Origin of the sequence: Corynebacterium ulcerans, from assembly GCF_900187135.1 — a bacterium.
Taxonomy (GTDB): domain Bacteria; phylum Actinomycetota; class Actinomycetes; order Mycobacteriales; family Mycobacteriaceae; genus Corynebacterium; species Corynebacterium ulcerans.
This window is the reverse complement of sequence record NZ_LT906443.1, coordinates 1,380,094-1,399,118: the sequence shown is the minus strand read 5'-3', so window position 1 is coordinate 1,399,118 and position 19,025 is coordinate 1,380,094. Positions and strand designations below refer to the sequence as shown.

17 protein-coding genes are annotated in these 19,025 nt (G+C 53.1%); 9 read left to right on the top strand and 8 right to left on the bottom strand.

Going from position 1 to position 19,025, the window contains the following annotated elements; all coding sequences use genetic code 11:
• The first annotated feature begins 570 nt into the window (after positions 1 to 570).
• On the top strand, positions 571 to 2,514 hold the full coding sequence (locus CKV68_RS06230) for a YhgE/Pip domain-containing protein (RefSeq protein WP_095075815.1): 1,944 nt from the start codon (positions 571 to 573) through the stop codon (positions 2,512 to 2,514).
• Between the two features lie 192 nt (positions 2,515 to 2,706).
• Positions 2,707 to 3,228, top strand: a complete 522-nt coding sequence (locus tag CKV68_RS06225; protein WP_014836959.1) for a VanZ family protein — start codon at positions 2,707 to 2,709, stop codon at positions 3,226 to 3,228.
• Here the strand turns inward: CKV68_RS06225 and CKV68_RS06220 are convergent.
• Positions 3,225 to 4,727 (bottom strand): bifunctional ADP-dependent NAD(P)H-hydrate dehydratase/NAD(P)H-hydrate epimerase, encoded by a 1,503-nt coding sequence (locus tag CKV68_RS06220; RefSeq protein WP_095075814.1) that lies wholly within the window; start codon positions 4,725 to 4,727, stop codon positions 3,225 to 3,227. The two genes, CKV68_RS06225 and CKV68_RS06220, sit on opposite strands and share 4 nt — an antisense overlap.
• Before the next feature lie 63 nt (positions 4,728 to 4,790).
• A complete protein-coding gene (locus tag CKV68_RS06215; protein WP_230847262.1) occupies positions 4,791 to 5,600 on the bottom strand; it encodes an Fpg/Nei family DNA glycosylase in 810 nt (269 codons plus the stop codon).
• A 74-nt stretch (positions 5,601 to 5,674) separates the two neighbouring features.
• On the opposite strand from CKV68_RS06215, the gene dps reads away from it, so the two are divergent.
• Positions 5,675 to 6,166 (top strand): DNA starvation/stationary phase protection protein Dps, encoded by a 492-nt coding sequence (gene dps, locus CKV68_RS06210; RefSeq protein ID WP_014526430.1) that lies wholly within the window; start codon positions 5,675 to 5,677, stop codon positions 6,164 to 6,166.
• Between the two features lie 107 nt (positions 6,167 to 6,273).
• Here the strand turns inward: dps and CKV68_RS06205 are convergent, their stop codons facing one another.
• Together CKV68_RS06205 and CKV68_RS06200 are read right to left on the bottom strand one after the other, a co-directional pair.
• Positions 6,274 to 8,478 carry an HtaA domain-containing protein gene (locus tag CKV68_RS06205; RefSeq protein ID WP_095075813.1) on the bottom strand — a complete coding sequence of 735 codons (2,205 nt, stop codon included), beginning with the start codon at positions 8,476 to 8,478 and terminating at the stop codon, positions 6,274 to 6,276.
• Between the two features lie 233 nt (positions 8,479 to 8,711).
• Positions 8,712 to 9,371, bottom strand: coding sequence for a DedA family protein (locus tag CKV68_RS06200; protein ID WP_013912616.1), 660 nt, complete (start codon positions 9,369 to 9,371; stop codon positions 8,712 to 8,714).
• 245 nt (positions 9,372 to 9,616) lie between these two features.
• On the opposite strand from CKV68_RS06200, the gene trhO reads away from it, so the two are divergent.
• Positions 9,617 to 10,546 (top strand): oxygen-dependent tRNA uridine(34) hydroxylase TrhO, encoded by a 930-nt coding sequence (trhO, locus tag CKV68_RS06195; protein ID WP_041479427.1) that lies wholly within the window; start codon positions 9,617 to 9,619, stop codon positions 10,544 to 10,546.
• Between the two features lie 9 nt (positions 10,547 to 10,555).
• Here trhO and CKV68_RS06190 read toward each other — a convergent pair whose 3' ends face one another.
• The 4 genes from CKV68_RS06190 to CKV68_RS06175 all read right to left on the bottom strand — a co-directional run bounded on the left by CKV68_RS06190 (position 10,556) and on the right by CKV68_RS06175 (position 13,297).
• Positions 10,556 to 11,029, bottom strand: a complete 474-nt coding sequence (locus CKV68_RS06190; RefSeq protein ID WP_013912614.1) for a hypothetical protein — start codon at positions 11,027 to 11,029, stop codon at positions 10,556 to 10,558.
• A 31-nt stretch (positions 11,030 to 11,060) separates the two neighbouring features.
• The gene (locus CKV68_RS06185) at positions 11,061 to 11,729 is read right to left on the bottom strand and encodes an SDR family oxidoreductase (protein ID WP_029973970.1); all 669 of its coding nucleotides are present in this window, start codon (positions 11,727 to 11,729) and stop codon (positions 11,061 to 11,063) included.
• A 44-nt stretch (positions 11,730 to 11,773) separates the two neighbouring features.
• Positions 11,774 to 12,751, bottom strand: coding sequence for a universal stress protein (locus tag CKV68_RS06180; protein WP_014836955.1), 978 nt, complete (start codon positions 12,749 to 12,751; stop codon positions 11,774 to 11,776).
• Between the two features lie 84 nt (positions 12,752 to 12,835).
• A complete protein-coding gene (locus tag CKV68_RS06175) occupies positions 12,836 to 13,297 on the bottom strand; it encodes a MarR family winged helix-turn-helix transcriptional regulator (RefSeq protein ID WP_013912611.1) in 462 nt (153 codons plus the stop codon).
• A gap of 230 nt (positions 13,298 to 13,527) precedes the next feature.
• Here CKV68_RS06175 and CKV68_RS06170 point away from each other — a divergent pair, with 230 nt between their 5' ends.
• The 5 genes from CKV68_RS06170 to rpsF all read left to right on the top strand — a co-directional run bounded on the left by CKV68_RS06170 (position 13,528) and on the right by rpsF (position 18,920).
• Positions 13,528 to 13,914 (top strand): DUF5318 family protein, encoded by a 387-nt coding sequence (locus CKV68_RS06170; protein ID WP_013912610.1) that lies wholly within the window; start codon positions 13,528 to 13,530, stop codon positions 13,912 to 13,914.
• Between the two features lie 193 nt (positions 13,915 to 14,107).
• The gene (locus tag CKV68_RS06165) at positions 14,108 to 16,378 is read left to right on the top strand and encodes a transglycosylase domain-containing protein (RefSeq protein ID WP_014526424.1); all 2,271 of its coding nucleotides are present in this window, start codon (positions 14,108 to 14,110) and stop codon (positions 16,376 to 16,378) included.
• Positions 16,379 to 16,602: 224 nt separating this feature from the next.
• Positions 16,603 to 18,144, top strand: coding sequence for a glycosyltransferase family 87 protein (locus tag CKV68_RS06160; RefSeq protein ID WP_095075812.1), 1,542 nt, complete (start codon positions 16,603 to 16,605; stop codon positions 18,142 to 18,144).
• Complete coding sequence (locus tag CKV68_RS06155; RefSeq protein WP_014836952.1) at positions 18,144 to 18,326, top strand: hypothetical protein; 183 nt, start codon at positions 18,144 to 18,146, stop codon at positions 18,324 to 18,326. The genes CKV68_RS06160 and CKV68_RS06155 overlap by 1 nt, the downstream gene beginning before the upstream one ends.
• A gap of 306 nt (positions 18,327 to 18,632) precedes the next feature.
• Positions 18,633 to 18,920: a 30S ribosomal protein S6 gene (gene rpsF / locus CKV68_RS06145; RefSeq protein ID WP_013242888.1), complete on the top strand. Its 288-nt coding sequence runs from the start codon at positions 18,633 to 18,635 to the stop codon at positions 18,918 to 18,920.
• Positions 18,921 to 19,025 lie beyond the last annotated feature (105 nt).

Below are 19,025 nucleotides of genomic sequence, written 5' to 3'. Positions count from 1 at the left end.
AGACGAGAATGAAGGTTGACCATAGGAATTGATCAAAGAAGAATTCTGGTTTGGTCACCATGTTGTAGTCCTCAAAGTTGTTGCAGCGTGTCGTAGTGACTGCAATGTGGCAGGGCTCCTAAATTTTCCGTCCTTCTAGTATCCCATGTGGTAGGAGGCTGAGAAGGACTTTTCTCAGCTGAACAATGACGGCAGGTGTGCAACGCTGGGTCCAGCTAGGTACATGAGCTGGGAAGAATCCTGATGTGTTTCCAAGATGGTGGCCGATTTTATTGTTGAGCTAGTTTTGCGGGCTTTGTAGGGTGTAATTACTGTCACGCGTAGGGGGTGGCGGTAGGCGCATAGACAGGGGCTTGTATCAGTGTGGCGAGGACAATTCCCTGATAATGATTCAGCAGGTTAAGGCATGTTTTCTTGAATTTTAAAAGCTGACAGGCCTGCTAGTTTTATGTGATGTAGGGGTGTGTCGGGGGTGCTTTTTTGACTGCGCCACACTGTTTTGGTTTTAGATACAAAACCGCATAGGCAATAATTGTCCGGTATTTAATTCTAAAACCGGAGGATTCCCTCATGTCTCAACTTACGTCTCAGGCCACGAGGCACTTCAGCTGGAAGCGGCTGTGCGCCGTGGTATTCCTGCTTCTCCCCGTGGTTGCTTCAGTTGTTTATATGTGGGCCATGTGGGATCCCACTAAAAATCTGCGTTCGGTGGACCTCGCTGTGGTTAATGAGGATGCTGGTGCGACTCGTAACGGTGAATTTGAGCGCTATGGCGACAAGGTGGTCAAGGGGCTGTTGGCTCGCGACTATCTGGCTTTCCGTGAAGTTGATGCCAACGAGGCTAAGAAGGGCCTGGACAGCGGTAAATACCTGTTCACGGTGACCATTCCGGAGTCTTTCTCCGCTAACGTCAACACTTTGTTGGCGGAAAAGCCTACCAACCCAGAGATCACGATCTCTTATAACGACTTCAACGGCACCAATGGTTCGGTGCTCACCGGTGGACTTGTGCCTAAGATTCAGCAAGCTGTGTCTGCCTCAATCTCGGAGTCTTATGCCAAGAAGCTCCTCAACGGTGTGAATAACCTCGGTGGCGGTCTGACCCGCGCCGCTGATGGATCCGCAAAGCTTGATGAGGGTGCCGGCAAACTACAGGCGGGTTTGGCTAAGGGTATGTCTGGTGCGCAGCAACTTAACGGTGGCGCTCATCAGCTTTCCGACGGCACCTCCCAACTCGTAGACGGTAGCTCCCAACTTGCTGCTGGTGCTGGTCGCCTAGCACAGGGCACCGCTCGCCTGGGTGATGGTGCACAGCAGATTGATGCGGGCGTCGGCAAGCTTACAGATACCCTCATCCCCGTACTGACCACTGCACAGAACGCGGCACCACAATTGCAACAGGCGGCAGACGCACTCCGTGCAATCGGAGCTGTGGAGCAAGCCAACAAGGTGCAGGAATTGGCCACTAAGTTTGATGCCAATAATCCTGATAACCAGGTAGCTCAGCTGCACAAACTGAAAAACGGCACCGCTACCCTAGCGACTATGCTCAGCGACCCTAACTCCGAGTACTATGGTGGCGTTCTCAAACTCAAAGATGGCATCGAACGGCTCAACACCGGTGCTGTCAAACTCAATGAGGGTGCAGGCAAGCTTGCCGACGGCACCACCAAGCTTGCCGACGGCACCCAGCAACTCCACGACGGATCCATGAAGTTGAAAGACGGAACCTCGCAGTTGGCTGGCAAGCTCGGCGAAGGCGCTTCCACCGCGCCAAGCGCCAAGAATGTGGAAGCATCCGCAAAGCAGGTTTCCGTGCCCATCGTTTATAAAGAGAACAACTCTAACCCGGTGCAAACCGTGGTGGACTCTCATGACCCTACGGTCAAGTCTCTCTCCGGTGGCGCCTCGATGCTGATCGTGATGGTCTTCGGCTTCCTCCTCATGGCTATGGCTGCGATCCTTATCCCCCACGTTTTTGGCACTGATCGTCGTTCCGCTTTTGTCGGCCCGACGCTGAAGTCCTTCGCTGGTCTTGCTGGAATCGGTGTGATTACCCTTGCAGTGCTCGCTGCAGGAGCATCTCTCGTGGGCTGGAAACCGGCTTCTGCTGCGGGTATCGCCCTAGGATTCTTGCTCACAGCCACCGCGGCTGCCGCAACAAACCAGATGCTGCGGGCTTTGCTCGGTCGCTTTACTGGTGGCATAGCGATCCTCGCGGCCTTTGCCTTTGGGATGTTCTCCTTCGGCGGCGTGTGGCCGCTGGCTACGGTTCCGTCCTTCTTCCAGGTGTTCCACCCGATCACCCCGATGACCTATGCGCGCAACGCCTTTGTTCAGGCATCGCAGGGAGAACTCAACGGTTCCTATGTAGTAGCCGTTCTGGTTCTTCTCGCCTTCACCCTCATTCCGCTAGCCATTACCCTTGTGGTTCGGGCTGCGCGAGTGAAGAAGCTGCGCGAGGAACACGGCAACGACTCCTCTGCTGAGACCCAAGAACCTGTGTTGGTCTAATGCAGGTGGGACTTTAAAAAGCTGGCAGGGCATAGGCTCTGCCAGCTTTTGCGTTTCAGAGAGCTAGGAACGTTGAGCTAGAAACGTTTGCATAAGGCATGGGGTGGAGTTGAAGCTGTAAAGGTAGAGCACCAAGGTTGTAGCAAGGAAACGGCCAGTCTATTGCCAGACTCCCTACCTAGGGTGGCCAGCATGGTTTTGCAACGAATGGGCTCTGTGAAGGTAGCGTCGGCGACGCTTGTGGCGGCGCTAGCCGTGGTATTTGCGCTGACTTTGATGAAAGGAACCTATTCGTTTGGCGGTTTCTGGAGCACCGAGGCGCACCGGAATCGTTCTATTGATCTCCAGCTTTTCGACGCCTGGAGCAACCCCACGCTGTGGTACGCGCCCTGGTTAGATGCGGTGGGAAACGTGGCGCTCTTTATCCCCTTTGGTTTCCTCCTAGTCACCATCGTCGCTGGGCGCTGGCGGATACCCATAGTCTTTTCTACGCTGCTCGGGTTCCTTGTGAGCGTGGGAATAGAGGTTGCTCAATACGTCTACGCTATCGGATACACGGACGTAGATGATGTTGTATGCAATACGGTCGGAGCCTTTTTGGGTGCATGCTTTGCCCGGATCCTGGGGTACCGTGGACGCGGTTTTGTGGTCACACTTTTCCTGGTGGGTGCCCTGTGCGTCCTTGCAGAAATGGTGCTCTCCGTTGTCTTTTAACTGCTGTGCTGGCTCAGTAAAGCGGCCGTTGCCTGCGGAATAAAATCAGCGATTTTTGCCGCCCACGTGGGAGCTGGGCCATAGTCCGTTTGTGCAGACAACCACGCAGCCATGGCATGGATGGACACACAAAGAGGAACAACACCCATGCCAGAATGGGCGACCCAGGCGCCTATGAGACCAGTGAGCACGTCACCGCTGCCGGGGGTCGCAGCCCAGGAGTGTCCGGCATTGATACACACCACGGAATCGGCTGATCCGATGATCGTGACCCGACCTTTCAAGAGCACCTGACACCCTAACGCCTCTGCCAGATCCTGGACTGCGCCTATCCGATCCTCATGAACATCTCGGATGGCGGTATACCGTGCGGCTAGTCGCACGAACTCTCCCTCGTGTGGAGTAAGCAAGGTCTGCCACCCATGAGCGCTACGACGAGCCAGGAGGTTACGTAGCTCGGATTCTTGGGCTAAGTGGGTGATGCCGTCGGCATCGATGATGAGTGGTTCTGGTCGCTGGAGCAGGTCAGATAACCAATCCGTGTCGCCCGCGCCGGGGCCATAGGCCCAGGCTTGGACGCGGCCGGCGTCGATAAGCATTTCCGTAGCCGCTACCTCGGGACGCGCACGAACCACATCCCGCGCGCACGAACCGACGAAGCGCACCATCGAAGGCGTGGCGTGCACCGCCGCCGTAGCGGTGAGAACAGCCGCGCCGGGGTACGTCTCCGAGCCAGCAATAACACCAACTACTCCCCCGCTGTATTTATTGTGGTCAGCCGCTGGCTCCAAGGGCTCCGTGATGTGCAGAGGCTCAGGGCGCAGAAAACGACCTGGCCAAGAGAAACGACTCCGCTGGAGTGTTTGGAAGAACTCGACCGCGGGGTTCTTTGTGGAAAGAGCCTGTGTAAGTGACTGTCCAGCGTCTATATCGACAACGAGAACCTCGCCGCAACGCGGAGAGACAGCATGTGCAATGCGGGCGGCTCCAAAGGTTATGGTTACGTCTGCAGTCACGCAGGCGGCGTTGGGGCCGACTGATCCGGTATCGGAATCTACGCCGGAAGGGACGTCGACGGCGAGTATCGCAGGCCCCTGTGCCACTGCTTCCTGCCAGATATCCCAGGCTTTGTTTCGCAGTCCAGCGGTTCCTCCCAGTCCGATGATTGCGTCGATCACCAGGTCTGCATCCATGAGTGGTGCTAGTACTCCGCCTGCTTGTTCAAAGGCCGCAAGCGCTGGTGCGTGAGCCGAAGAGGACGTTAAGACCGCGTGGACCGTGTGTCCGAGCTGCGCGAGTAGTGCGCCAGCGTAAAGTCCATCGCCTCCATTGCCGCCGCTACCCGCCATGACCAGTATTTTTGCTGGTGTATGAGGAATCATACACAGGGCTGCCTCGGCGACCGCCTGTGCTGCTTGTCTCATCAGTGCATCAGGTTTGGCGGCTTGGATAAGGGGATTCTCGGCTGCACGAATGTCTGCGACGGAATAAGCATGCATGCTCCATAGGATAACCCGTGCGCTATAGGGTCTGTGGCGATTTCGGCGCCATTGTGGGTGGGACTATGGCTGGGGCTGGCAGGTGGGACACCAGAAGAGGTTTCGCCCTTCCATCACCTGCCCGCTGATCGGCGTGCCGCATACATAACAGGGCTGACCCAAGCGGCGATACACGTACACTTCCCCACCATGATCGTCTTTACGGGGTGCTCGGCCCATGGCTTGAGGTGTGTGTTCAGGTCGGACGGTGTCGATACGCCCTACCCGCACTCCTTCCTGCATGAGATACACCAAGTCTTCCCAGATGGCGTCAAGATTTTCCACCTCGCGGCCGGGTAAGAAGGGGCTTATCCCTAGTCGAAAGAGCGATTCTGCACGGTAGATATTCCCCACCCCAGCAAAAAGATGCTGGTCCATGAGCAACGATCCAATTGATTTCCGTGAACGCGCGACACGCTGCCGTACGACGCTGAGATTTGAGTCTGGACGCAGCGGGTCTGACCCAAGCTTGCCGACGGCCACCTCCATCTCTTCCGTCGTAATGAGGCGGCACCACTGCGGTCCCCGTAGGTTTGCCGCTACCCCATCGTTCTCTATCCGCAGCCGGATCTGCCCCTTGAGCTCGTCAATCGGGTCAAAATGCAGGCTTCCGATAAGCCCTAAATGAATGTGCACAATGTGTTCTGGCGTGGGTGCATCGAATTCAAGGAAAAGGTGTTTACCCCATGCATGAGCCTGATGAAGTGGCGTGGTGTGGATAAGGGCAGCTTCTGCGGCGAATCTCCCTTGGGGAGACGTGACACGTGGCGCTTTCCCCTGGAAATGCTTATTGAGCTCGTGGGCGAGCCTATGAATGACGTGGCCTTCTGGCATACCATCCATCATAGATAAATACGGAAACCCTAACAAACCTTGCTTATTAAAAAGTAGAGTGTATTATAGGGCTCATGAAGAATTTCACTGTTCCAGGAATCAATGAAGCAGACGCCAAGCAGCTTATCGATCACCTGCAGGAGCGGCTCACCGACTATAACGATCTTCATCTCATCCTCAAGCACGCCCATTGGAATGTCCACGGACAAAACTTCATCGCGGTCCACGAGATGATCGACCCCCAGGTCGACATCGTGCGCGGCTATGCCGATGAAATAGCAGAACGAATCGCCACCCTGGGCGGATCCCCCATCGGTACACCAGCCGGCCATGTGGAAAACCGCAAGCCACTGGAATACACAATCAACAGCGCAAGCACTCACGACCACCTCACGGAACTGAACAATGTATACACCAAGGTTCTGGAGGGAGTTCGCGAATCCATGGCTAGCGCCGGCGATCTCGATCCAGTGACTGAAGATATGTACATCGGCCAAGCGGCTGAACTAGAGAAGTTCCAATGGTTCGTGCGCGAGCACATCGTTGACGACAACGGGAACTTGTAAAGAAAATTTTTTAAGGGGGTTTCCCACCGTAAAAATAGGTGGGAAACCCCCTTAGCTTTGTTCATAACGCAGATATATAGAATCTGACTCCGCGAGTGAACTAAAAGCTAACGAGCAATAAAAGTCTGGAAGAGGAACCCTACTAAGGCGCCGACTAATCCAAGACCGCCAAGGACACTAAGCACGATTTGCCAGATCGGTGTGGATGGTTTGGAATCTTCGAGGTCTTCTTTTAAGAGGTCTTCCTGCTTATTTGTGTCTTTAACGGAAGGAACGAATTTCGGATCATAGACTTTCCGAAGCGAATAAGTCTCGTTTCCTTCGCCTTCAGAGGCATCATAAGACGGCACATAGAAGGTTCCCTCATCAAGTTGAAGGATTGGGCCATGAATATGTTCGTAAGTTTTATCTCCGTTAGGGATAGCGACAGGATCTATACCATCGAGCGGCTTGAAGGTTTGGGAATCGCGCCATTCAAGTTTTCCAGTACCACCATTTAGGGTAATAACTTGTCCCTCTTTATTTATGAAGAGGTTTCCCCATCCTGCAACATCAGTAGTCTGAACTGGCTCATGTGCTAATGAAAGGTTTCCGTCACTGTATGTAAAACTCTGAGCGTAGGAAAGAGTCGAATACGAGTTTTTGTTTACTCTGACTATGGTGGACCCGTTGCTATGTGCTGCTGAACTGGCGAGATTGACAACGGAAGTGCCGGAATTTGCCAACAGCTTGGCAAATTCTCCATGCGTTTTATCGGGATCTATCGAAACCATAAGACCATAGAGCTTTTGCCCATCTTTTTTACCTTCACCATTTGCATTTAGGACAAAAGTTCCGTCATCCATCGGCAATAATTCGAAGGGGTCATTAATATTGCTAGGAGACCCGTATACGTGACTACTCGAGTACTCTTCAAAACCTTCTTGTTTCAGCAGATCTGCACTACTGGGCAAAGATTGAGTCGTAAAAGCTCCCTGTTTTACAATTCCCAATTGAGTGGGAGTTACTATTGCGACGGTTTTTGTTCCTGGATGATATCCGAGAGCCGTAATCCCTTGTTCGAAAGTGTGAACTTTTTCAGGTGTTCCGAATCCTTTTTCTGAATCGACGTGTACTTTAAATAAAGTTGTTTTGTCGTCAGTGTATATTTTTTTAGTTCGGGTACTTTCTTCTTTTTTGGATACGTAGTAGAAGTCCCCTTTTTCTGGGTCAAATGTTACTGCCCCATACTCGTTGATTTTAATATCTGTGAAATGCTTTTGATTTAAATCACGATCTAACAGGGCTAAACCTGATCCCTGGTGTTGAGTAAATCTGTATCCGGAGGTGGCAAGCAGTATTTCTCCATTGAAACTAAACATATTTCTATGAAGTTCGTACGGCGCCTTGTTGTTGAAATTAGCGCTTGCTACTCGGAACTTTGCGTTGTCAAAAGTTGGCCGTTTGATATCTGGGTGCTTTGAGGTATCAAAAGTGAAAGAGACTGGTGCTAATCCGCTTCCAACACTGTAAAATTCGGAAAACATTTTGTTGCCAGCTTGAGTCAAAGTGGAAGGGATGTTTTTCCAAGAGGCAGTAGTATCTGTGTGATTAAAATCTGCACCCGCGGTGTAAAGTTCTGCGATAGGAACGTCACCGTTATTGGTATAAGTTTCTGATTTCTTATATTGCTTAGATGATACATTTCCATAGACAAAAGAACCTTCTTTTGCTATTACAATGCGTGGATTCTCCAATTTTAGATCTAAGTCGCAAGTATCGGTTCCATTGCAGTACTTCTTATAGTGGATGCCACCTTTAAACTGGGCTTCAAAGCGTTCGGTCTTTGGGTCATAGCTTGTCTTTTCCAGTTCAAAAGTAAACTCATTTTTACTCTCGTTTTCTTTTGCACCACCAAAAACCGACGTGGGCCCACCGGTGTAGTTGTTGAAAGAGGTCCGAATTCCCCACGTTAGTGACCCGGTGTTTTCGATGCCCGCTGCTAGCTCTGCTACGGATTCCTTTGCTTCCGTTGTTACTGGCTTATTGTTGCTGCTTGGGGAGGGGGCAGCATCTGGTTTTGTGGCCTTGTTGGTGCTCTCTTTATCGTTACTTGAATCCGGTGCGGTGGATTCTTTGGAGTCGTCAGAGGTGCTATCTACATCAGATTCAGCAGTCTCTGATGCGGATGTGTTTTCTTCTGCAGTGTTGGGTGCGGTTACGGCACTGCTGGGGGCGGTTTCTTCTGCAACCGCCTGTATTCCGGTTACGGGAAGTAGTGCGGCGAGGGTAGTTGTCGCAATGAGCGAGCGGTAGAAATATTTATTCTTCACGGGTTTCTTTCCTGCGCATGAGGGAAAACTTGTTATGTCGGGGTCTAAATATAATCAACCAGGGAAGGGATGCCTAACCTTTATTCTGGTGGGGGTAAGGTTTATCTAAGTTAGGTGCTACTTAGTTGGTGATGCGACTAATGGTTGACCCCCAAAAATGCAAGGTTTACAGGCTGTAGAAAGACGAAAAAACCCGCATGAAGCGGGTTGAGAAGTCGTTGGGAAAGGTGAGCTTATGCCTGAGTACGCTCCACGGGTTCGGTTGAAGCGATGGTCTTCACCCGATTTTTGCGGCCTCGCAGGAACTCAATAAACACTGGAATGACTGAAACAAAAATCACGGCGAGGAGCAGGATTTCAATATTGTTGCGCACAAAAGGAATGCCGCCGAGTAAATAGCCGAGGACAGGAACCCCCATGCCCCATACGATGGCGCCGGCTAAGTTGATCAAGGAGAACTTTTTGTAGTTCATCTTGTTCATGCCCGCTAGTACGGGGACAAGGGTTCTCACGATGGGGATGAATCGACCCAAGAAGACAGCTGCGGATCCACGGCGCACAAAGAATTCTTCGGCGGAGTGCAATCGCTCTATTCCAATCTTTCGGCCTGCCCAGCTATTCATGACGGCCGGTCCGACTTTCTTTCCCACAAAGTAACCGACTTCGTTGCCTACGAACGCGGCGATGCCTACGGTGAGGCACACTACCCATAGGGGGGCGAGAGGTTTGTCGCCGTTGGCGAGCATTCCAGCTGCAAATAAGAGCGAGTCTCCAGGAAGGAAGAATCCCAGCAAGATGCCGGTTTCTGCGAAGACGATCAGTGCTAGACCAATCAGGCCAACGCTGGTAAGAAGCCCCTGGGTATCTTGGAGCATGTGTAGAAATTCGGTCACGACGAGCCTCTCGGTGACTAAAGAAAGATAGTTGAGATTGCTGAGATGTCATCAAAACAAGCAGCCTTGGAAACTCTAGCCCTCTTTGTCAGGTAAAGCCATGGGAATATCCTGTGGAATAATCGTGAAAATCGATCCTCTTGGCTGCTAGTCAAGGCTTCTTAGCGGCCTGTATGGCATATCACGCCTCATGAAGCCCTATTTTCGCTTTTTCTCCTTCTGTTCTACAGAGTACGATGACCTTTGTGTCCCAAAGCAAAATCCTCCTATACTACAAGTTCACCCCCATCGCTGACCCCAAGGCATTGATGCTGTGGCAGCGCGATATGTGTGAGTTGCTTGGCCTTAAAGGCCGCATTCTCATTTCTGAGCATGGAATCAATGGAACTGTGGGCGGTGACATGGAAGCCTGCAAGCGTTACATCAGGAAGTTCCGTGAATATCCTGGTTTCCGCGGAACAGAATTCAAGTGGTCTGATGGTGGGGCAGAAGATTTCCCTAAGCTCAGCGTGAAAGTGCGCGATGAGATTGTGGCTTTTGGCGCGCCTGGTGAGCTCAAAGTGGACAAGCGCGGTGTGATCGGCGGCGGCGTTCACTTGAAGCCGGAGGAAGTCAATAAGCTCGTTGAAGAGCGTGGCGACGATGTCGTCTTCTTCGATGGACGTAATGCGATGGAAGCCCAGATCGGTAAGTTTAAAAATGCCGTGGTGCCAGATGTAAACACCACGCACGATTTTATTCGTGAGCTGGAGAGCGGCAAGTACGATTGGATGAAAGACAAGCCGGTCGTCTCCTACTGCACTGGCGGCATCCGCTGCGAGATCCTTTCCTCGTTGATGAAGAACCGTGGGTTCAAAGAGGTGTATCAGATCGACGGTGGCATCGTGCGTTATGGCGAAAAATATGGCAACGACGGCCTATGGGAAGGTTCCTTGTATGTCTTTGACAAACGCATGCACATGGAGTTTGGCAACGGCGTACAAGACCCAGGATTTATCCAGCTAGGACACTGCATTCAGTGCGGGAAAGCCACCAATAAGTTCGAACACTGCATCAATGAAGATGAGTGTCGCGATCTAGTACTGATGTGCCCAGAATGCTATGAGAACCCTGCTACCAGGAACTGCGGCCGGGATCACTGTGTGGAGGTTGCTCAGGAAGCAGCGCTCGCTTAAGCACGAGATTTAATGCCCCACGATGGTCATCTGGAACACGGTGACCATCCACAGCATCATCCAAGGGACAAGAACCCAGAAGGTGCCCATCCATGGGCGCCACCGGGTGTACGTGATGTATTTACGCCACAAGATGATGCCGCAACCTAAAGTGCCGGCAAGGGGGACAAGGCTGGTTAGTAGTGGCCACCAGATTTCAGCGGAACGACTACAGATCCAGGTAGCGTGACCGGAATCGCAGAGTGGTCCACCAAGGGTGCGAGAGACAACCGCCAGAATGAATGCGACAATTCCGGTGACAATCGGAGTGCCGATTGCCCACGCCACGGCCTGTTTTGTAGAACGCTGGTTGAGCTTTGCTTGGTGGAGGGGATCAGGAGCGTCGGCAAGCTCATCAAAGCTCGTAGGCTCCGGACGGTGCCGGTTAGCATAGTCTGCGTCGGACTGGAGGTCGTTTTCTGGGTGTTCGAGGTGCTTGGCCATAAAGAACTCTTTGTCCTTCCGGCACTACGCATTAACGCGGCCGGATAATGATCTCGGGTATGTGGGCATCCGGGGTGGTTTCTAGGGAGGTGAGCACAAGTTTTGCTACAGAAGCAGGGGCGATGAATGCAGATCCGTCATAGACGCCACCCTCTTGTTCGACGATGCTTCGTTGCATCCCTGTGTCGATTCTTCCAGGAAACACGGATGTAACACGAATCATAGGCTCTTCGTGGCGAAGTGCGTCACACCAGGCGCGTGCAGCGAATTTACTTGCGGAATAGGCCCCCCACTCTGGGTTCGTCCGCATTCCGGCTCCTGAGTTGATATACACAAGCTGTCCAGAAGCAGATCGTAGTTGTGGCAGCAGAGCAGCGGTGAGTTCTACCGGGGCGTGGAGATTAACAGACATGTGTAGTTCCCAGCTGGAGCGCTCAACAGTGGAGACCCTTCCCAGAGAAGCGATACCGGCGCAGTGGATGAGGGCGTCGATAGGGCCGATCTGGGTCAGCTCTGATACGACATTTGCGGGGAGGTCTTGCGCAAAATCGGCCTGCCACCAGTGAATATTGGGGTGACTGATGGAGGCGGGGGCGGTTCGATAATGGGCGTAGACGGTCCAACCGTGCTCGAGGAGCAATTGGGCAACGCTTAAGCCCACTCCCTGGCTAGCTCCTGTAACGATTGCGCAGCGACTCATGAGGTAACACTTCCTTGCCTATTGCTAGTGCTGTAGACCCGAGGTTACTTTGATGACTTGCTTGTTGCCGGAATCATCAAAACAGGCACACTAACGTAGGGGAGAATCTCTGTTGCTTGAGATCCGATAAAGACTCTCTCAAAAGCGCCAAGAGGGGTGGAGCCAAAGCAAAGGAGATCGCCCTTTTTCCACTTCACTGCGTCTATTGCACCCTGCCAACCGGCCCCCGAACCAATATGTGTTTCTACGTTGACTTCGGGTTGCTCCTTGTGCACAGTGTCTCGAGCCCGATCTAGTACTGCAAGAGTATTTTCCCGCCATTCAAGGGCGATATCGCGAGGCAACTCCACGGAGTCTGAAATGGGGAGGACTCCAAAACCGCTAGGAGAAAGTGCGAGAACACGCAATGGTACGTTCCAGGCCGCGGCAAGAGTCGCGGCGCGGATGAGCGCTTGGCTATCGGTATCGTCGCCAGTGTATGCAAAGTTGACCCTGGTGACGCCTCGTTTGGAAAGGTTAGGTTTCCGTGGCGTGAGTGCAAGCGGTTTAGGGGAGGAGTGCAACAAAGCGTCCGCGGTTGATCCTGCAAGGAAACGGCCCTTGGGTGCTGCAGCATCAGAACCCAGTATGACTATGTCTGCCCGAAAGTCAGCGGCAGCGTCTGAGAGAAGTGCTGCTTCATTGGTTCCATCACAGAAAACTGAGACTGTTGAGTTCCAGCGCTCTTTAGCGATATCTGCGCGGGTAAGGTCCCGTTTCACAGCTTCTTCGCAGGCAGCAGCTTCTTTTTTGAACCACTTTTTGTATTTTGTTCCGATTTTCTTGCCCGTGCGGGAGGGCCAGGGTCGGAGGAAAGTGGTTACACAGCGGACTTCCACGTTAGTGGTTCGAGAAAGCCACGCGGCACAATCAAGGGCTGCTGATCCTGTGGAATTAGGAGTCCATGCAACAAGGACACGGACTGGGTCGTGCGCGAAGCCTGTGGCGGACGACTTCTTAGAACTATCTGACTTCTTTGCCATTGGCTCAAAACTTTACCGCAGCATGAGAGATTCGCTGAGCATATGAGCAGGAAAGCGAATCTTCCTATGCCTAAGGCGTTGGGGTTAGTCCTGCTCGCTTTCTAGCATGGATGACGTATACGTCGTGGAGAGCTTGTTGATGACGTCAGCTACCTTGTCCATCTGGGCGTATTCCTCGGGCGGGAGGGTAGCGAGCATGTCTGCCAGGTGTTTAGTGCGTTCCTCTCCCACGCGCAGAAGCTCAGCCTGACCGAAATCTGTGAGTTGTACCTTAACGCCGCGGCGGTCTGACTCATCACGAATGCGCTCGACGATACCGCGCTTTTCCAAGTGATGAAGGGCATTAGAGGCAGTGGGCATACGGATGCCTTCAGCCTGTGCAATGTGGCTAATGCGGGCAGGGCCCGAGGTCGCTAGGCGCGTCATGATAGTGAGCTGAGGCTGCGTCAGGTCAGACTGTTCTGCGACCCGGAAGTACAACACATAAAGCTGGGTAAGAGCCGGACGGATCTTTTCTGCAAGTTCGTAAGGAGTCTGCGACGTCATAAAAAGTATTCTAATTACTAGAAAATAGTTTGGTGGTAATAAGCACCCAATACTTTGTGCAACAAATGCACTAGCTCACACCCGCTAGGTGGCCTAGTGTCAGGGAGGCACGTTAACTATGGTGCTTATCGACGCACGTACGTGGCTTTATTCCCATGTTCAGAGGTAGAAGTGCAGGGCTAAGAGAAGGATGCCCGTGAAGGGTGAGAAAACTGCGCTAGAATTGCGCGATGCTCGTCTTCAAAAACGAAGTATCGCATCAATGGGATCGTCGGCATAGCCTCGGTCTGTGGAAACAGGGCGCGATCACCACAGATTCGCTCTGCGACGCCGACTTCCTTCTCGTTGCCGCTGCACGATTTCACGGAGAACCGGCACATCGCCCGTGCCCGATTTGTGAAGACGCAGACCTGAGGACTGTCTACTGGGTTTATGGTGATGAACTTGGGCGCGCCTCCGGTAGTGCACGAAGCCTTGAGGAAATAGGTGAATTTGCTGCGCAAGGGAAAGAATTCACGGTGCATACTGTGGAAGTTTGTGCTGTGTGTAAATGGAACCATCTATTGCGCTCTGTGACTGCTGTAGACAACGGCGACGATATGAATAAAAGCCGGTGACCTGCTCCTTAGTTGTGGATGTGTAACAAAGCTTGGTGGGCGTCGATACGCTCGTCCACTAACCCGCCAGGTGAAGCCTCTGGGACTCTGCACGCGTGGGACCTAGTGATAGTGGGGAATGGGCAGTAAAGTTTGAATAACGTGACTAACAGTTTCACTGCACAAAGATAAATGACAAGGAAGCACAAGTCAGTTGGCAGATTCAGATAAGGACAAGGCATCGAGAAAGCCGAACAACGGCTCATCAGATGCTAACAAGGGAAACGCTAAAGCCAAGCGCCCCGCAGGCCGCTCTGGCCAGCCACAAAAAAAGAAGCCTGGACGCCCTGCGAGCAAGGCTGCTGGTGCGCGTACCCGACCTAAAAAATCCAAGCCGCAAGCTCGTCCCAAATGGGTGAAGCCCACGATCCTCACCACCATCGCGGCGCTCGTCATCGCACCGTTCGTGGCTTTCGCGGCAGCCTACATAGTTACCGACGTGCCAGAGCCAAGTGAGCTGGTAACCAAACAGGTTTCTCAGATCTTTGCCTCTGACGGTGAAACTCAGCTTGCAAAAATCGTCCCACCAGACGGCAACCGCACCCAAGTGCCTATTGAGCAGGTGCCAGAAGTAACACGCCATGCTGTCCTAGCAGCAGAAGACCGTGAGTTCTATACCAACTCAGGTTTCTCCTTTACTGGTTTTGGGCGCGCTATTATCGGCCAACTCACCGGAAACCCATCAGCCGGTGGCGGTTCCACGATTACCCAGCAATACGTGAAGAACATGGTGGTGGGTAACGATTATTCCTATATGCGCAAAGTGAAGGAACTTGTCTATTCCGTCAAAATGGCTAATGAATGGAGCAAAGACGAAGTCCTAAGCGCATACCTCAACACCATTTACTTTGGACGTAACGCTTATGGCATCGACTCTGCGGCACGCGCTTACTTTGGGATCCCTGCTTCCGATCTCAACGTTGCGCAATCTGCAGTTCTCGCCGCGGCTATTCAGCGCCCGAGCCAACTGGACCCTTGGACCAACCGCGAAGAATCTGAACTACGTTGGAACTACGTTCTCGATGGCATGGTGAGCTCCGGTTGGCTTGACCCTCATGAGCGCGCCGGGCTGATCTACCCGGACACCATTGATCCTGCCCTCAACCAGGCATATACCGAGGCTGACGGGACAAACGGTTTGATCAAGAACCAAGTTATGGCGGAATTGACAAGCCTGGGAATCACGGAAGATGAGGTCCAAACGCTGGGCTTACGCATCACCACCACCATTGACCAAAAGGCCCAGGAGGCCACCGTCGATGCAGTCAAGAAGAACTTGGCAGATGAGCAGGCAAAGACTCGCGTGGCTACCGTGAGCATTGAGCCAGGCACTGGTGCAGTGCGTGCCTACTACGGTGGAGAAGACGCCGGTGGATATGACTACGCCAACGCTCCGCTGCAAACCGGCTCGACCTTTAAGATCTTTGGCCTCGCAGCAGCGCTGCAGCAAGGCATCCCAACGTCGGCTTATTACAGCTCAGATCCCTTCACTCTGCCCGGTGGCATCACTGTGAAAAACGTTGACCAGGGCTGCGGTAGTTGCACTATCAAGGAAGCCCTGAAGAAGTCCTACAACACTAGCTTCCTTCGTCTGCAGGCAGATCTGAAAAACGGTAGCCAGGACACTGCCGATATGGCCCATGCGTTGGGCGTGGCGCGTTCGCTACCGGGGATTGAAAAGACTCTGACTGAGAACGGAAACCAGCCCTACGAGGGCGTCATTCTGGGCCAGTATCAGTCGCGTCCTCTGGACATGGCTCACGCGATGGCCACCTTGGCTAACTACGGTGTCTGGCACAAAGAATATTTTGTGGAGAAAATCGAGACCGTCGACGGCAAAGTCTTGTATCAGCACGAAAAGTCTGAGGGCGAGCGCCGCGTCTCCGAAAAAGTGGCGACCAACGTCCTTGACGCCATGGCGCCGATTGCAGCGTGGTCCAACGGCAATAACCTCGCAGGGGGACGTCCTTCTGCATCCAAGACGGGTACCACGCAGCTCGGGGACACCGGCTCCAACAAAGACGCATGGATGCTCGGCGCCACTCCACAACTAGCTACGGCAGTGTGGGCTGGAACCTCTGACAACTCCCCGCTGCTTAACTCGTGGGGCGGTCTGATGTATGGCTCGAACCTTCCGGCGGAGCTGTGGAAAGACATTGAGGATAATGCTCTCCAAGGCAAGAGCGTGGAGAAGTTCAAGGCTGCAGAATCCATCGGTTGGGCTAGTGGCAAGTACACCTATGCGCCGCCGCCTGTGGCCACTACTCGCCGCAACGAGCCTACGCCAGAAGAAGCCCCGACTCCTGACGGACAAGCTCCTGGGGCCCCGGCAGTGCCAGGAACCCCTGACGGGCAAGCTCCGGCGGCACCAGGCGGCGGCGGAGGTCTTCTCCCTGATCTCCTGCTTCCACTGCTCGGCGGTTAAGTCCTGAGTAATGCATAGGATCAGCTCTCCATCGCAAAGGTTCGCACAACGCGTGCAGATCTGCGGTGGAGAGTTATTTTATGTAGGTAGCTCTTATACGCATGCCGGTGTACGTCGAAAATGCACTACCGTTGGTGGGATAATCACGATTATTTATATAGATATGCGTGGCATAGGCCGCGTTGTGTGCAGAACACTCTTTCCGAAGGGAATCCATACCAGCGATGACTAAGGAGCGAAAACACGCTAGGCCTAGACAAGGCGGCATTAAGCTTGGCGACCCACGCTATCGGATTTCCCCCAGCCGCACTGAACCCATAGCGCGTAGTTTTACAGAGTTTCTGGGTGGACCTTTGGGGAGATTCTCTCAGGTAGGGACACAACGATGGTGGACGCCTCTGCGCCTGCTCGTGACCGTTGCCCTGAGCTTTCTCAGTCTCGCGTACATGACAAAGGCCAACTGCCTCCACGGAAACGAGGTCGCCGGTACAGCCCAACTGGATTGGTCTGGCAACAAACAGTATGTTTCCGCCTGCTATACCGATATCATTCCGCTCTATAGCGGGCGTGGATTAGACCAACCGGGCTTTCCCTATGCGTATTCCTGGCAAGAGGGTGGCGTTACTAGGTACATGGAATATCCCGTGTTGACGGGAATCTTCCAGTGGATCATGGCAGCTATCACTCGCTTGGGATATCCGGCCATTCATGCGATGTTCCCCAGTGTTCCTGAAGTTTCTTTCTACTTCACCATTACTGCGCTGACCATGGCATTGGTGTGGGGAGCGGTGGTGGCGATGCTTGCGGAGTTGGCGGGAAATCGCGTGTGGGATGTGGTGCTGGTTGCCGCGTCACCACTTGTTGTTGTTCATGCTTTTACCAACTGGGATATTCTCGCAATCGCTGCTGCTATAGGGGCGCTCGTAGCTTTTCGACGCCACCACTTGGTCATCACGGGCGTATTGATCGGAGTGGGCACCTCCTTCAAACTGTGGCCGGCGTTCCTCCTCGGTGCACTGCTTATCGTGGCGTTGCGGAGCAAAAAATTACGGGCTTGGTTTGTCTTAGCAGCGGGGACATTAGTCACTTGGTTGATTATTAACGTTCCGGTGATGCTTGCTTATCCCAACGCCTGGGGTGAATTCCTGCGGCTTAACTCTCAGCGCGGGTGGGAATGGACCACTATCTATGCTGTGCTTTCGCGGGAATGTGGATGGTCTGGTTTAGATCCTGCGGGGAAGGCCCCGGTGAATCTCAACATACTGACCTTGCTGTTATTTGTTGCAGCATGTGTGGGCATTGCTGTTTTAGGGCTGTGCGTGCGTAGAAGGCCCAGAGTCGCAGAGCTTGTTTTCCTTATAGTCGCAGCATTCCTCTTAATTAATAAGGTGTGGAGTCCGCAGTATTCGTTGTGGCTGGTCCCGCTTGCGGTTCTTGCTCTGCCTCGTTGGCGGCTGATTTTTGCCTGGGGGCTTATCGACGCCGCCACCTGGCCTATCCTCATGTGGCATCTTCTGGGCGCTGAGAACAAGGGGGCGCCGGCGGGGCTGCTTGATCTTTTTATTCTTGGTCGAGATGGTTTGATTCTTATTATCGCGGTCATGGTGATTCGCCAGATGCTTGGAAAGACAGTGGATAAGGTGAGCCGCGATCATGGTGGGTGCGATCCGCTCGCGGGGCCGTTTGACTGCTACGACAGATGGACATTGAGCTCAAAGCGCTCCCAACTGGACAATACAAGTGAGCGAGAGGCGATGAAGAGCTGATGTCTACTGCAATCATGATTGCCACCATGTCGAGTGTGTTCCTCGGCTTTGCGTTCTTTACCGGCGCTTTTGCCAGTTATTCCTATGGAAAACCCGGAAGATTGACCTGGTCGCTTTTTGCGATCGCGGTCCTCTTTATCACTGTTATTCCCGTGATTCTTGCTATTTCTGTTGCTGTGTAAGTCACGGGTACAACGACTGCAGCTGTGGTGAGTTCTGCGTAAAGCCTCCAGAGAGGCTACGCTGTGACGGTTGGCTTAAGCACTGAGAAGTGCTTGCTAACGACAGGCTCGTTGTGCCCAGCAATCATTTTCTGTTCACGTTTCCCTTTTAGCGATGGCCTCGGCCACAAATATGCTGAAAAGAATCGACTTTTGATAGTCGGTGGGGTATCTTTGAACGGTTGCTGACGCAACGACCCTCCTGCTACATCCAACCGGGGTGTGGCCGAACTTAAAAATACAAGACCATAGGAGGTGATGAGGTCCGTGCGTCACTACGAAGTCATGATCATTCTGGATCCTTCCCAGGATGAACGCACTGTTGCCCCGTCCCTGGACAAGTTCCTCGAGATCGTCCGCAAAGAAAACGGCACCGTGGAAAAGGTTGATATCTGGGGTAAGCGCCGTCTGGCCTACCCGATCGCCAAGAAGGAAGAGGGCATCTACGCTGTTCTCAACCTCAACTGCGAGTCTGCAACCGTTCTGGAGCTCGACCGCGTGTTGAACCTGAACGATGGCGTTCTCCGCACCAAGGTTCTGCGTGGCGATAAGTAATCCGGTTGGTGGCTAGCTAGCCGCTGAGCAGATTATTTTTCGCGCAGAAAGTTTCATCTAGCGCAAGCGAATCCCGCTTTCCACAGAAGAACACCAAAAACGTCA

Coding starts and splice junctions, on each gene's coding strand:
- dps (WP_014526430.1), top strand. CDS start 5,675: ATGAAGAATTTCACTGTTCCAGGAATCAATGAAGCAGACGCCAAGCAG.
- CKV68_RS06225 (WP_014836959.1), top strand. CDS start 2,707: ATGGTTTTGCAACGAATGGGCTCTGTGAAGGTAGCGTCGGCGACGCTT.
- CKV68_RS06175 (WP_013912611.1), bottom strand. CDS start 13,297: ATGACGTCGCAGACTCCTTACGAACTTGCAGAAAAGATCCGTCCGGCT.
- CKV68_RS06190 (WP_013912614.1), bottom strand. CDS start 11,029: ATGGCCAAGCACCTCGAACACCCAGAAAACGACCTCCAGTCCGACGCA.
- CKV68_RS06160 (WP_095075812.1), top strand. CDS start 16,603: ATGACTAAGGAGCGAAAACACGCTAGGCCTAGACAAGGCGGCATTAAG.
- CKV68_RS06220 (WP_095075814.1), bottom strand. CDS start 4,727: ATGCATGCTTATTCCGTCGCAGACATTCGTGCAGCCGAGAATCCCCTT.
- CKV68_RS06180 (WP_014836955.1), bottom strand. CDS start 12,751: ATGGCAAAGAAGTCAGATAGTTCTAAGAAGTCGTCCGCCACAGGCTTC.
- CKV68_RS06230 (WP_095075815.1), top strand. CDS start 571: ATGTCTCAACTTACGTCTCAGGCCACGAGGCACTTCAGCTGGAAGCGG.
- CKV68_RS06155 (WP_014836952.1), top strand. CDS start 18,144: ATGTCTACTGCAATCATGATTGCCACCATGTCGAGTGTGTTCCTCGGC.
- CKV68_RS06170 (WP_013912610.1), top strand. CDS start 13,528: ATGCTCGTCTTCAAAAACGAAGTATCGCATCAATGGGATCGTCGGCAT.
- CKV68_RS06215 (WP_230847262.1), bottom strand. CDS start 5,600: ATGCCAGAAGGCCACGTCATTCATAGGCTCGCCCACGAGCTCAATAAG.
- CKV68_RS06185 (WP_029973970.1), bottom strand. CDS start 11,729: ATGAGTCGCTGCGCAATCGTTACAGGAGCTAGCCAGGGAGTGGGCTTA.